General features: G+C 61.3%; 12 protein-coding genes and 1 pseudogene. 11 read left to right on the top strand and 2 right to left on the bottom strand.

Translation table 11 applies throughout. From position 1 onward, the window contains the following. Positions 1-3: 3 nt before the first annotated feature. Complete coding sequence (locus tag QFZ23_RS12310; RefSeq protein WP_306923283.1) at positions 4-678, bottom strand: haloacid dehalogenase type II; 675 nt, start codon at positions 676-678, stop codon at positions 4-6. Between the two features lie 409 nt (positions 679-1,087). Here QFZ23_RS12310 and QFZ23_RS12305 point away from each other — a divergent pair, with 409 nt between their 5' ends. From QFZ23_RS12305 to QFZ23_RS12255, 11 genes and pseudogenes are all read left to right on the top strand, one after another. After that, positions 1,088-2,014: an ABC transporter substrate-binding protein gene (locus QFZ23_RS12305; RefSeq protein WP_306923281.1), complete on the top strand. Its 927-nt coding sequence runs from the start codon at positions 1,088-1,090 to the stop codon at positions 2,012-2,014. A 47-nt stretch (positions 2,015-2,061) separates the two neighbouring features. Next, positions 2,062-2,958, top strand: coding sequence for an amino acid ABC transporter permease (locus QFZ23_RS12300; RefSeq protein ID WP_306923280.1), 897 nt, complete (start codon positions 2,062-2,064; stop codon positions 2,956-2,958). Then, positions 2,955-3,722: an amino acid ABC transporter ATP-binding protein gene (locus QFZ23_RS12295; protein ID WP_306923278.1), complete on the top strand. Its 768-nt coding sequence runs from the start codon at positions 2,955-2,957 to the stop codon at positions 3,720-3,722. Before QFZ23_RS12300 ends, QFZ23_RS12295 begins: the two co-directional genes overlap by 4 nt. A 1-nt stretch (position 3,723) precedes the next feature. After that, positions 3,724-4,857 carry an FAD-dependent oxidoreductase gene (locus QFZ23_RS12290; RefSeq protein ID WP_306923276.1) on the top strand — a complete coding sequence of 378 codons (1,134 nt, stop codon included), beginning with the start codon at positions 3,724-3,726 and terminating at the stop codon, positions 4,855-4,857. An 85-nt stretch (positions 4,858-4,942) separates the two neighbouring features. Then, positions 4,943-6,196 carry an aspartate aminotransferase family protein gene (locus QFZ23_RS12285; RefSeq protein ID WP_306923274.1) on the top strand — a complete coding sequence of 418 codons (1,254 nt, stop codon included), beginning with the start codon at positions 4,943-4,945 and terminating at the stop codon, positions 6,194-6,196. A gap of 28 nt (positions 6,197-6,224) precedes the next feature. After that, positions 6,225-7,680, top strand: a pseudogene (locus QFZ23_RS12280) (NAD-dependent succinate-semialdehyde dehydrogenase). A gap of 38 nt (positions 7,681-7,718) precedes the next feature. Further along, positions 7,719-8,411: a GntR family transcriptional regulator gene (locus tag QFZ23_RS12275; RefSeq protein WP_306923272.1), complete on the top strand. Its 693-nt coding sequence runs from the start codon at positions 7,719-7,721 to the stop codon at positions 8,409-8,411. A 256-nt stretch (positions 8,412-8,667) separates the two neighbouring features. Next, complete coding sequence (locus QFZ23_RS12270; protein ID WP_306923271.1) at positions 8,668-9,594, top strand: ABC transporter substrate-binding protein; 927 nt, start codon at positions 8,668-8,670, stop codon at positions 9,592-9,594. 156 nt (positions 9,595-9,750) lie between these two features. Continuing rightward, positions 9,751-10,536: an amino acid ABC transporter permease gene (locus tag QFZ23_RS12265; RefSeq protein WP_306923268.1), complete on the top strand. Its 786-nt coding sequence runs from the start codon at positions 9,751-9,753 to the stop codon at positions 10,534-10,536. Then, the gene (locus QFZ23_RS12260) at positions 10,533-11,300 is read left to right on the top strand and encodes an amino acid ABC transporter ATP-binding protein (RefSeq protein WP_306923266.1); all 768 of its coding nucleotides are present in this window, start codon (positions 10,533-10,535) and stop codon (positions 11,298-11,300) included. The genes QFZ23_RS12265 and QFZ23_RS12260 overlap by 4 nt, the downstream gene beginning before the upstream one ends. A gap of 68 nt (positions 11,301-11,368) precedes the next feature. Next, positions 11,369-12,040: a GntR family transcriptional regulator gene (locus tag QFZ23_RS12255; protein WP_306923265.1), complete on the top strand. Its 672-nt coding sequence runs from the start codon at positions 11,369-11,371 to the stop codon at positions 12,038-12,040. Between the two features lie 88 nt (positions 12,041-12,128). Here the strand turns inward: QFZ23_RS12255 and QFZ23_RS12250 are convergent, their stop codons facing one another. Then, on the bottom strand, positions 12,129-12,473 hold the full coding sequence (locus QFZ23_RS12250; RefSeq protein WP_306923263.1) for a cupin domain-containing protein: 345 nt from the start codon (positions 12,471-12,473) through the stop codon (positions 12,129-12,131). Positions 12,474-13,644: the final 1,171 nt, after the last annotated feature.

Here is a 13,644-nt window from a genome sequence, read left to right as displayed (position 1 = left end):
GGTTTAGAGACCGAGGTGCTTGTTGATCTCGTCCAGGGACTTAGCAGTGTTGAGGTCGTAGCCCGGGCCAATAGGGTCATAGCCACGGTCCAGCATCCAGAGGTTCCGGAAGCCCATGTCGTGCATCGGATGCATGTCGTAGCGTGTGTGCGAGGAGATGTGCAGGAAGTCCTCCGGCTTGGCGTTCAGAGTGTCCAGCATGTACTCGAACGCCTGGTAGCGCGGTTTGTAGGCCTGGGCCTGCTCAGCGGTCAGCACGGCGTGGAAGTCAGCGCCGAGCTTGGGAATGCTGATGTCCAGGAAGCTGTCGTCTGCGTTGGACAGAGCCACCAGCTTGTAGTTGTCGCCCATGAGCTTCAGCGGAGCCGGCACGTCCTCGTGGGCAACCCAGCCGCGCACAGCCTCAGCGAACGCTGCGCCGGCGCCTTCGGTCGGGCCAATGCCCCAGCGCTTGCACACCCGGTCAAAGGAATCCTGAAGGATCTGCTCGTACGGCTTGTAGTCGCCAAGGACCTCGTCGAACCGGTACCCGCGGAACTGCTTCTTGAACGTAGGCCACTGCTCTTCAGAGATGCGGCCATCAAGCAGACGTCGCGTGGTGGGATCAATATCGAAGTTGATCAGCGTGCCGTAGACATCAAAAGAGATGTACTTCGGCCGGGAGTTCGTAGTCGCCATGATTCGTCCGTTCAGTAGAAATTTTATGCGAGGGCCGGGCGGATGGCCATCCGGTGTCCGTTGGCCGAGCTGCCGGTGTCTTCCAGGCTGGAACACTCTTCAGCCCGTTGCTCTCGACTGTAGGGCCGAAAATTGTCAATTGTCAACAGTTCTTACTGAGATTCCTTCTCAAGAAATGCCGCACCAAAGTCCATCGATTTTTTTATCGTCAATTGTTGACAATCTGCGATCGAGAGGGTTGCATTGCTCTTGGATGCGGAACGAGATCCGGATCACAACCCGCATGAAGCAACAAGCGCCAGCACCACCTTCGCCTCCGCCAGCAGCATGGCAAGACGAGCGGAAAGTCCTGGAAATACTGCACCCGTTCCAGACCAACCTCAGCTGGAACCATTCGAAGGGAAGCACCATGAAAACCAGAAACAAAGTTCAGACTGCCACGGCAGCACTTGGCGTCTTGCTGGCCCTGAGCGCCTGTGGAGGCACAGCCGCAAGCACCCCAGCCCCGGACAGCTCCAAGACGTCAAACACAGCAGATATTTCCGAGGGTGTCCAGCCGGATGCGGCCGCCGTCGCACTGCTGCCGCAGTCCATCAAGGATAAGGGCGAACTCACTGTTGCAATGGACCTGCACTATCCGCCGACGACGTTCCTTGCTGACGACAACACCACCCCGATCGGCCTTAATCCGGACATCGCCCGCCTGGTGTCCAAGAAGCTCGGCCTGAAGCTCAAGTTTGAAAACACCGGTTTTGACACGATCATTCCCGGTATCGACGGCGGCCGCTACGACTTCACTATCACCACCATGTCCCCCACGCCCGAGCGGCTAAAGGTCCTGGACATGATCGACTACTTCACGGCCGGCAATTCAGTAGCAGTCAGTGCAGGAAATCCGCTGAAGCTCACCAATGAGACACTGTGCGGTAAGAACATAGCCGTCACAGCCGGATCGACCGGCCAGCTCAAACGCCTCCCGGCCCTCTCGGAGCAAACCTGCACCTCCAAGGGACAGCCAGCCATCAACGCCGTGACGCTGCCCAACGTCCAGGACGCGCTGACCCAGCTGGCCTCAAAGCGCATCGACGGCATCCTCTACGACACCACCTCCCTCGCGTGGGCCGCGAAGCAGCAGCCGGACGCGTTCACCCTCCTCACCCCCCAGATCAACGTCGGCAACAGCGACCTTGTGTCTGTCGGGCTGAAGAAGGGCTCGGCCCTGACCCCCGCTCTGCAGAAAGCCGTGCAGGATGTCCTGGACAGCCCGGAATACAAGAAGTCGCTCGCCAACTGGAGCCTGGAATCGGGCGCCATCAAGACCGCCAAGCTCAACTAATGGGTGCATCCATGCTTCAAACGATTCCCCAAGGAAAAGAAACCACAATGAGCGGGATGGACCCGGCACTCAAACCACGGCTACGGCGGCGAAGCACCTTCGAGTACGTCGCCTGGGTTGTATGTAGCCTTATCGGACTGGGCATTCTCATTTCGGTTTCGACTAATCCCAATTTCAAGTGGGGCGTGGTCGCGAAGTACTTCACGTATGAAACGATCCTCCGCGGCCTGATGCTCACGATCTTCCTGACACTTGCCAGCATGGCCCTCGGCACGCTTCTGGGCCTGGCGCTTGCCGTCATGAGATCCTCGAACCTCAAACCGATTGCCGCCACCGCCGGTGTCTACATCACCCTGTTCCGCGGCACCCCGGTCCTGGTGCAACTCATTTTCTGGTTCAACATCGCCGCGCTCTACCCCAACCTGACCATCGGCATCCCCTTCACCAACATCAGCACCGCGATCGACGTGAACGCCCTGATGGCGCCCATCACCGCAGCCCTGATCGGCCTGACCCTGAACCAGGCCGCCTACATGGCCGAAATCATCCGCGGCGGCTTTTCCTCCGTCGGCAAGGGCCAGATCGAAGCCGCCGACTCCCTGGGCATGAGCGCGGGGATGAAGATGCGCAAGGTCATCATTCCCCAGGCGATGCCCTCGATCATCCCGGCCACCGGAAACCAGTTCATCGGCATGTTCAAGGAAACCTCCCTCGTCAGCGTGCTCGGCGTCGCCGAACTGCTCCAAAGCGCCCAGCTGATCTACGCCCGCACCTACGAGACCATCCCGCTGCTGATCGTCGCCAGCCTCTGGTACCTCGTGATGACCCTCCTGCTGAGCTACCCGCAGTCCAAGCTCGAGCAAAAATATTCCCGTTCAACCTCCAGGCTTCCCCGAAAAGCGAAAAAGGTTGTCCTGACAGACCCGGAAGGTATTGCCCGATGAGTACCGACGGCACCATTCACGCCCGTAAAATCCGCAAGTCCTTCGGATCCAAAACAGTCCTCAAAGACATCGACCTGGACATCGCCAGCGGCGAAATCTGCTGCATCATCGGCCCCAGCGGCTCCGGCAAATCCACCGTCCTGCGCTGCATCAACGGCCTGGAAACCGTCGACACCGGAGTCCTGAAGGTCAACGGTGAAGACTTCGGCTACTACGAAACCGACACCGCCTACCACGCACTGCGCCCGAAGAAGCTTGCCGAGCAGCGCACCCGGGTAGGCATGGTCTTCCAGCAGTTCAACCTCTTCCCCAACATGACGGCAAACGAAAACATCATGGCCGGACCCGTCATGGTCAAAGGCCAGGACAAGAAACAAGCCCTGAAACGGGCGCACGAACTGCTCGCCAGTGTCGGCCTGGCCGGTTTCGGCGACTACTACCCGGCCCAGCTCTCCGGCGGGCAGCAGCAGCGCGTCGCGATCGCCCGGTCCCTGGCCATGGACCCGGAGATCATGCTCTTCGATGAACCCACCTCCGCCCTGGACCCCGAAAAAGTCGGCGAAGTCCTCACGGTCATGCAGGACCTGGCCAAGAAAGGCATGACCATGGTAGTCGTCACCCACGAAATGGGCTTCGCCCGCGAAGTCGCTGACTCCCTGATCTTCATGGACGACGGCTGCGTCGTCGAACGCGGCGACGCCCGCGAAGTCCTCCGCAACCCCAAAGAACCCCGCACCCAGGCCTTCCTGGACAAGGTGATCTGACATGACCGACGGAAAACTCGCAGTCATCGGCCTGGGCAGCATCGGATCCATGGCCCTGTGGCAAGCCTCCCGCCTGTCCGACTCAGTCACGGGATTCGAGGCCGCCTCGCCCGCCCACGGCCGCAGCGCCGTCGGCGGCGACACCCGCCTGTTCCGCATGATCTACCGCGGCAACCCCGGCTACTACCCCATCCTGGAACGCTCCCGCACCCTCTGGGCCGAACTCGAAGCCGAAACCGGCCAGAACATCCTCACCCGCTGCGGCGGGCTCTCCATCGGAACCGCCGACGGCCCCTACCTCTCAGCCCTGCTCGAAACCACCAGGACCACCGGAGCAGAGCACCAGATCCTGAGCCGCGAGGACATGGCCGAACGCTACCCCCAGCACAACCTCCGGGGTGACGACATCGCCGTCTACGACCCCCACGCCGGCGCCCTGCGCACCGACCGCGCCGTCACCGCAGCCGTCGCAGCCGCCCAAGCCAACGGGACCACCATCCACACCAACACCCCAATCGACAGCATCACCGAAACCACCGACGGCGCCCTCATCACCTCCGGCGAAAAGTCCTGGACCTTCGACAACGTCATCGTCTGCTCCGGCAGCTGGTCCCAACGCCTCATGCCCGACTACCTCAAGGCCGCAACGGAAACCAAGCGGATCTTCCTCACCTGGTTCGTCGCCCGCGACGCCGCCGAATTCTCGCCGGAGAAATTCCCCGTCTTCATCCGCATCTCCGGGGACCGGTCCATGTATGGGGCACCCGCCGTCGACGGCGTCACCGTCAAAGCCACCCTGGACGGCCGCGGAGCACCAACCCCTTCCCCGGACACCGTCCCCAGGGAACTCACCCCGGCGGAAATCACCGAAACCATCGAAACCGTCACCGAGTTCTTCCCCGGCCTGATCCCCAATATCGTGCGCTCCGACGCATTCCCCGACCTCTTCACCAAGGACAGCAACCCGCTGCTCGGCCGACTGAAGGAAGACAGCAGAATCTACTGCGCCACCGGCTTCTCCGGTGCAGGCTTCAAAATGGCCTCCGGCTACGGCGAGATTGCCGCCCACGAGGCCTTGGGTAAACGCTCCTTTGACGGCCTGGACTTCGTGCGTCCCCAACGCTTCACCTCCTAAACCGACCCCGTCCGGTCGGACAAAAGGCGACTCATCACGATCGCCAATTGTTGACAATCTACAGCTCGTAAGAAAGTATGAAGCCATGGCAACTCTTAGCCCCATCCTCAAGCAGGCAACGCCGGTCATCGTTGATCACGCAGTCGGCTCCTGGATCCACGCCACCGACGGCAAAAAGTACCTCGATTTCACCACCGGCATCGGAGTGACCAGCACGGGCCACTGCCACCCTGACGTCGTCGCTGCCGCCCGCGAACAGGTGGGCAAGATTGTCCATGCCCAATACACCACTGTGATGCACAAGCCCCTCCTCGAACTCACAGAAAAGTTGGGAGAATTCCTGCCCACCGGGCTGGACAGCGTCTTCTACGCCACCTCGGGCTCCGAAGCCGTGGAAGCCTCAGTGCGCCTGGCCCGCATGGCAACCGGCCGGCCCAACATCATTTCCTTCCAGGGCGGCTTCCACGGCAGGACAGTCGGAGCAGCCTCCCTCACCACCGCAGGCACCAAATTCCGCTCAGGGTTCTCCCCCCTCATGGGCGGCGTGCATGTTGCACCCTTCCCGCACGCCTACCGGTACGGCTGGGATGAAGAAACAGCGGTTGCCTTCGCCCTGAAGGAACTGGACCACCTCCTGGTCAGCATCAGCAGCCCCAGTGACACGGCAGGCTTCATCATCGAGCCCGTCCTCGGCGACGGCGGCTACATCCCCACCCCTGTTGCCTTCCTGCAGGGCTTGCGGGAGCGTGCCGACCGGCACGGCATCGTCCTCATCGTGGACGAAGTCCAGGCAGGCGTGGGCCGCACCGGAAAATTCTGGGGACACGACTGGGCGGGCATCACCCCGGACGTTGTCATCACCGCCAAAGGCCTCGCCAGCGGATACCCGATCTCGGCGATTGCCGCCTCGACGGAACTGATGGGCAAGGCATGGCCTGGCTCCCAGGGCGGCACCTACGGCGGAAACGCCGTCGCCGCCGCGGCCGGTGTCGCAACCCTGGGCGTCATCGAGCGCGAAAACCTGGTCTCCAACGCACTGGTCCGCGGCGATGAACTGCGCTCCGGGCTCGATGGCCTCACCCCCGAGTTCACGGCCATCGGAGACGTCAGGGGCCGGGGCCTGATGCAGTCTGTCGAATTCACCGCAGCAGATGGAACTCCGGATGCCGCCACCGCACTGGTCGTCCAGCAGGCCGCCATCAAGGAAGAACTCCTGCTCCTCACCTGCGGCCCCTACGGCAACGTCATCCGCATCATCCCGGCACTCAACGTCAGCAGCGACGAGATCCAAGCTGGGCTGACCAGGTTCACCCAGGCACTGAAAACAGCCACCTCCTAATCTCCCCTACGATCCCCGAAAGCGTGACATGAGCACATCATTCGACCCCTCAGGTCTTCATAGGGACCTGTTCATCGATGGCGTTTGGCAGAAGGCCGCCACCGGCGCCACGTTCCCGGTGGAAAACCCGGCCACCCATGAGATCATCGCCCACGTAGCCGATGGCGGCTCCGAAGAAGCCCGCGCAGCCATCGAGGCAGCAGGGCGGGCCCAGGTCGAATGGGGCAAGTCCACCCCCCGCGAACGGGCTGACATCCTGCGCCGCGCTTTTGAACTGGTTCTTGCGAACACTGACCGGCTGGCTGCCATCATGACCGCGGAGATGGGCAAGCCTTTAGCCGAGGCAAAGGGCGAAGTGGCCTACGGCGCCGAAATGCTTCGCTGGTTCTCGGAAGAAGCCGTCCGCATCGGCGGAAGACCATGCCACCTCCGTTGACGGGAACACCCGGATCATGATCACCAAGGAACCTGTCGGCCCCTGCGTGCTGGTCACCCCGTGGAACTTCCCGCTGGCCATGGGCGCCCGCAAGATCGCTCCCGCCGTGGCAGCGGGCTGCACCATGGTCTTCAAGCCCGCTGAGCTGACCCCGCTGACCTCCTTGGCCCTGGTGGACATTTTCCGGCAGGCAGGCCTTCCGGACGGGGTCCTGAACGTCGTGACCACGTCCACTGCAGCCAGCGTCGTGGAGACCTGGACCAGCAGCGGCATCGCACGGAAGATTAGCTTCACCGGTTCTACCGAGGTGGGCAAGATCCTCCTGCGCCAGGCGGCCGACAATGTCATGCGTTCCTCCATGGAACTGGGCGGCAACGCCCCCTTCATCGTCCTGGCCGACGCGGACATCGAAAAAGCCGTCGACGGTGCCATGAAGGCCAAGATGCGCAACATGGGCGAGGCCTGCACCGCGGCGAACCGTTTCTTCGTGCACCGTTCCGTCGTTGAGGAGTTCAGTGAGAAGTTCGCCAAGCGGATCTCCGAACTGAAGGTTGGCAACGGCGCCCTGGCGGGAACCGACGTCGGACCCCTGATCGAGCAGAAGGGCCTGGACAAGGTCGAAAGCCTCGTCAAGGACGCGGTTAACAAGGGTGCGCGAATCCTCACTGGCGGAACGCGTCCGGAAGGTCCGGGATACTTCTTCACCCCCACCGTCCTGACGGACGTGACCGCAGACGCAGAACTGATGAACACCGAGATCTTCGGTCCGGTAGCGGCGATTACGCCCTTCGACAGCGAGGATGAAGTCCTCCGCCTGGCCAACGACACCGAGTGGGGTCTGGTTGGCTACGTCTTTACTGAGAACATGGACAAGGCCTTGCGCTTCTCCGCGGAACTGGAAGTCGGAATGGTCGGACTGAACACCGGACTGGTCTCCAATCCTGCAGCACCGTTCGGAGGCGTGAAGCAGTCCGGGCTGGGACGTGAAGGCGGCAAGGTCGGAATCGAAGAATTTCTTGAGACCAAGTACACCGCAATAGCGGTCTAGCGAGCCAGTAAGTCGAAGAATGAAATGAGGGGGATGCAATGGCGGCACCGGAAGGACTGTTCGTCCTGGAGGGACGGCCCACCGCGCAGCTGATCGCTGATCAGCTGCGAGAACAAATCGTCCAAGGAACCTTTCGCCCCGGACAGCAGATCAACGAATCTCTCCTGGCCAGCCAGCTTCACACTTCCCGGGGGCCGCTCCGGGAAGCGCTGCAGCGTCTGTGCCAGGAAGGGATCCTGGTCAGCCACCGCAACCGCGGAGTGTTCGTCCTTGAGCTTTCGACGGCGGACGTCAAGGAGATCTATGCCGTCCGTGAGTCCGTGGAACTGGCCGCTGCCAATACACTGCTCGACGCCGGCCAGCAGGAAATCAACGACACCGGCGACGTGCTCAGGGGAATCATCGCGGACATGGCCAAGCAGGTCGCGGTCTCAGACTGGCAGGCGATCGCTCGGCTGGACATGGAGTTCCACACTGCCTTCGTTGCCGGTGCCGGCAACACACGCCTGATCCGGATCTACAAGACCCTGGCAGCGGAATCAAGGATGTGCATTCTCAACCTGGAAGTCTCCTACCCGCGGGTGGATGTACTGGTGCAGGAACACCAGAACATCCTGGACCTGCTGGAAGCAGGAGACCGAAAGGGACTCCAGCACGCCATCAAAGGGCACATGCAAAAGGGTGTGGAGGACCTCACCGCAACCAGGCACGACATCGATATCACCGCCTAGAGAGTCCCTCGAAGCGCAATACCGATGAAGAGGTGGCCGGGTCGAGAGGATCTGGCCACCTCCTCGTTTTTGCGCAGCAACAAAGGAGGAGCGGACTAACGGTTGTGGCACGGCCGACAGACATGAAAGTAACCTGAGAAAGTTTCTGTAAATTGTCGATCATCTGCGATCTCGGTGGTTGCATTATTAGATAGGAGACGGCAGGGAAACAGGTGGAACACAAGTCCGGCACCGCCGTCGCACGAGGAAAGCAGCGATGAGGATCAGAACCAAGGTCCAGAGTGTAGTTGCAGCATTGGCGGTTGTGTTGGCACTGACCGCTTGTGGCCCGGGTGCCAACAGTGATTCGGAAGCCGAGGGCGCCAGTACCTCGAACACTGCCGATATTTCCGAGGGTGTCCAGCCTGATGCGGCGGCAGTGAAGCTTTTGCCGCAGTCGTACCAGGACAAGGGAGAACTGACGGTTGCCATGGACCTGCACTACCCGCCCACCACGTTCCTCGCAGACGATAACGTCACTCCCATCGGCCTGAACCCGGACATCGCCCGACTCGTGGCGAAGAAGCTGGGCCTGAAGCTGAAGTTCGAGAACACCTCCTTTGACACCATCATTCCCGGCATTGATGGCGGTCGGTATGACTTCACTGTCACCACCATGGCCCCCACTCCTGAACGGCTTAAGGTCCTGGACATGATCGACTACTTCAACGGGGGCCTTTCTGTTGCCGTGAGCGCCGGCAACCCGCTGATGATCAGCAACGACGAGATGTGCGGCAGGAACATCGCCGTCACGAAGGGCTCCACCGGGCAGCTGATCCACCTGCCGAACGTCTCCGAGTGGACCTGCGCCTCCAGGGGCAAGCCGGCCATCAACGCTGTTACGCTCCCCAACGTCCAAGAGGCCCTGACGCAATTGGCCTCCAAGCGGATCGACGGCATCTTCTACGACACCGCTTCGCTGGTTTGGGCGGAAAAGCAACAGCCGGACACATTTACGATTCTGTCTCCGCAGGTGGATACCCGCACGGACCACACCGTTGCCATCGGCCTGAAGAAGGGGTCACCGCTGACTCCCGCACTGCAGAAGGCCACGCAGTCTGTCCTGGACAGCCCCGAATACAAGAAATCACTCGGCAATTGGGGCCTGGAATCAGGCGCCATCACCGAAGCGAAGCTTAACTGAAGGCCCGCCGTGCTGAAGTTCACTAATCGAGGAAGGCGGCCAACAGTGGGGGCGATAAACCCTGCCCTAAAGCCAAGGCTGCGGCGCCGGAGCACCTTTGAGTACGTCGCGTGGGTAGCCTGCAGCCTGCTTGCTCTGGGCATTCTGATCTCGGTTTTGACCAATCTCAACTTCAAATGGCACGTGGTCGCCAGATACTTCACCCATGAAACGATCATCCGCGGCCTGATGCTGACGGTTTTCCTGACCCTTGCAAGTATGGCGCTCGGCACCCTGCTGGGCCTGGTGCTAGCTATCATGAGGTCCTCCAGCATCAAGCCGATCGCCGCCACCGCAGGCGTGTACATCACGCTCTTCCGTGGCACCCCGGTCCTGGTGCAACTGATTTTCTGGTTCAACATCGCTGCGCTGTACCCGAACCTGACCATCGGAATACCGTTCACCGACTTCAGCACCGCAGTCGATGTCAATGCCCTGATGGCACCCATCACGGCAGCCCTCGTGGGCCTCACGCTCAATGAAGGCGCCTACATGGCCGAAATCATCCGCGGCGGGTTCTCCGCCGTCGGAAAGGGCCAGATCGAGGCCGCCGACTCGCTGGGCATGAGCGGGGCAATGAAGATGCGCAAGGTCATCATCCCGCAGGCCATGCCCTCGATCATTCCGGCGACCGGAAACCAGGTCATCGGCATGTTCAAGGAAACCTCCCTGGTCAGCGTCCTCGGTGTTGCGGAGCTTCTCCAGAGCGCACAGCTCATCTACGCCCGCACCTACGAGACCATTCCGCTGCTGATCGTGGCCAGCCTCTGGTACCTGGCGATGACCCTTCTGCTGAGCTATCCGCAATCCAAGCTTGAGCAAAGGTACTCACGTGCAACCTCCGCGCTGCCGAGGAGGGCGAGAAGAGCGCCCCTGACAGAACAGGAGGGAATTGCCCGATGAGTGCCGACGGCACCATTCATGCCCGTGGAATCCGAAAGTCCTTCGGACCCAAAACCGTCCTGCATAACATCGACTTGGACATCGCCAGCGGTGAAATCTGCTGCATCATCGGCCCCAGCGGCTCCGGCAAATCCACTCTGCTGCGCTGCATCAACGGCCTGGAGACCGTCGACACCGGAGTCCTGAAGGTCAACGGCGAAGACTTGGGGTACTACGAAACCGATACCGCGTACCACGCCCTGCCCCCGAAGGTACTAGCGCGCCAGCGCACCAGAATTGGCATGGTCTTCCAGCAGTTCAACCTCTTCCCCAACATGACCGCCCAGGAGAATGTCATGGCCGGCCCCGTGCTGGTCAAGGGCGGCGACAGGAAGCAGGCCGCCACGCGGGCAGAGGAACTGCTGGCCAGCGTCGGCCTCTCTGGTTTCGGCGACCACTATCCCGCCCAGCTCTCCGGCGGGCAGCAGCAGCGCGTGGCGATCGCCCGGTCCTTGGCGATGGACCCGGAGATCATGCTCTTCGATGAGCCCACCAGCGCCCTGGACCCTGAAAAAGTCGGTGAGGTCCTCGCCGTCATGAAGGACCTGGCCAGAGAAGGGATGACCATGGTGGTGGTCACCCACGAAATGGGCTTCGCCCGCGAAGTCGCAGACTCCCTGATCTTCATGGCCGAAGGCTGCATCATCGAGCGCGGCGACGCTAGGGAAATTCTCCGCAACCCCAAGGAACCCCGCACCCAATCCTTCCTGGAAAAGGTGCTCTAACAATGAATGAACTGGCATCCTGCACCGTCGGGTACAGGTAATATGCGAAGAGTGAGATGAGGAATGACATGGCGGCAACCGAAGGACTATTTGCCCTGGAAGGAAGGCCCACGGCCCAGCTGATTGCCGATCAGTTGCGGGAACAAATCGTGCAGGGGATCTTCCGTCCGGGCGAGCAGATCAATGAATCTGCCATGGCCAGCCGGCTGCGCACATCCAGGGGCCCCCTCCGGGAAGCATTGCAGCGCCTGTGCCAGGAAGGCATCCTGGTCAACCACCGCAACCGCGGAGTGTTCGTCCTGGAACTTACGACCGAGGACATCAAGGAGATCTACGCCGTCCGCGAGGCGGTGGAATCGGCCGCAGCCAATACACTGCTGGACGGCAGGGAGGAACAGGTCGCCGACACCTGCGACGTGCTGCAGGGAATCATCAAGGACATGGCGAAGCAGGTGGCCGTTTCCGACTGGCAGGCGATCGCACGGCTCGACATGCAGTTCCACACCGCCTTCGTGGCAGGCACGGGAAATTCCCGCCTGATCCGGGTCTATGAGACGCTGGCCGCCGAATCCCGAATGTGCATTCTCAGTCTGGAAGTCGCCTATCCTCGTGTTGATGTTCTCGTGCAGGAGCACCAGAACATCCTGGATCTCCTGGCAGCACGGGACAGAAGGGGACTCCAGAACGCCATCAAACGGCACATGCAAAAGGCAGTGGACGATCTCACCGCCACCAAGTAGCTGAAACCCACGCCCAGCACTCGGCCAGGCCTCTGGACAAGAGCTCCCCGGGCAGCTGTTGCTGCCCGGGGCTCTTGCGGTTTGAGGATTACTCGCTCGTGGCCGGCAGGTCCTTGACGACCCACATCTTGCGCAGCGTCTCGTGGATGGTCCAGCTGCCCTCCCAGCCGGCAGGAGTCACGAACAGGGTACCCGGGCCGATGTCGAAGCTGGTGCCGTCCGGCTCCGTGATGGTGCCGGTCCCGCTCAGAATCTGGCAGATCTCGTCGTAGCCGGGCCGGGTGCTCTTGAACGTTCCCGGAGTGACCTCCCAGATGCCCGTCCTGAAGTCGTCCCTGGCCCAAAGATGCAGGGACACCTCGGTCTGCCCTTCGGTAATAGAGGTTTCCTTGGCTTTGTGCTCCCCCGGGTTTGCGGTTGTTGCATCGCTCATGACGGTCGCCTTGACCATAGTTGCTCCTTCTTGGGCCATGCCCTGTATGTAGGTGCCTGCCTTCGTAGGAAGGCACGGATTTCATCCTAGCAATTGTCAACAATCGACGATAGGCTTGGCGTGGAAGTTTTTCCATCGGGGGCTGCCCCGGACGACGTACCGTCATTCCGGAGCCAAGATAGCTAGGGCAGAAACCGTGGCCGCCAATCGAGGCAATTCACAGAAAGGCACACAAAATGCGACAGAGCCGTCGTGTATCCATGTGGACGTCCCTGCAGCGCGGAGACGTCATCACTCTTTGCCGGCAGGGCGTCGAATGTTACAAGGGTTCAATTGATGAGCGGACTGAGGATGGTCGGACGATTTGGGTGACAGACCAGATCGGAGACCGTCGCCTGTTCCATGTCGAGGATGACTACGACCTGCTGGTTTCGGGCAATGTCTACTCCTACTAGGCAACTTGCGGGAATACGTCGGTTCGGAAGCCTCTGCGGAACGTTGGGACTGGGGGCGGCGCGGTGCTCAGTCTGATCTTGCTCATCACAGCAGGGCTCCTAACCAGCTCAAGCGCCGTCTCGCGACTACCGCGGTCAACAAGACGTGAACGCCGCCGGAGGAAATTCGAAGCCAACGTCCCATTGCAGATCTCCGCCGGAATCCTCGCCTTGGGCGCCGTCCTCCTGGCTGTTAATGTTCAACTGGGCGCGCTCCAATGACCGAACCAACACCCGGTATTCCTATGGCTGCGTTCGGGGACAGCCCCCAGTCGTTGCCAGCCGGCGGCCCCTCACCGACAGCAGCGGCGGTGGTCTTCCACGACCCTCTCTCGGGTTCGCTGCCCGAGGGGCAAGCGCTGCGCTCCCACCGCCCCCTCGAGTCTTCTCATCGTTCGTCCCCATCCAATCGCTCGGGACCAAGACGCCTAAAGAAGAGCAGGCTTGCCGCGCGAGCCGATGCAATCGAAGCTGTTGCGCGGGAACTGCAGCTCTTGGCCCAGCGCCGAGGAAAGCCATGAATGCCGCCGGTCTCCCGTGGGCAACCCGCGCACCAAGGGCTTGGCCGATTCGAGCACGTCCCTTCTGCAGCGGCAAACGCACGATATCGTCAGCTTCGCCATGGGGAGTCCCGCTGCTGGAGCGGTCCCATCCGAGGCTTTCAGCGAGATCTACAG

It is taken from the genome of Arthrobacter globiformis, assembly GCF_030818015.1.
Taxonomy (GTDB): domain Bacteria; phylum Actinomycetota; class Actinomycetes; order Actinomycetales; family Micrococcaceae; genus Arthrobacter; species Arthrobacter globiformis_C.
The sequence above is the reverse complement of the archived record's forward strand: the minus strand, read 5'-3'. Positions and strand labels throughout refer to the sequence as shown.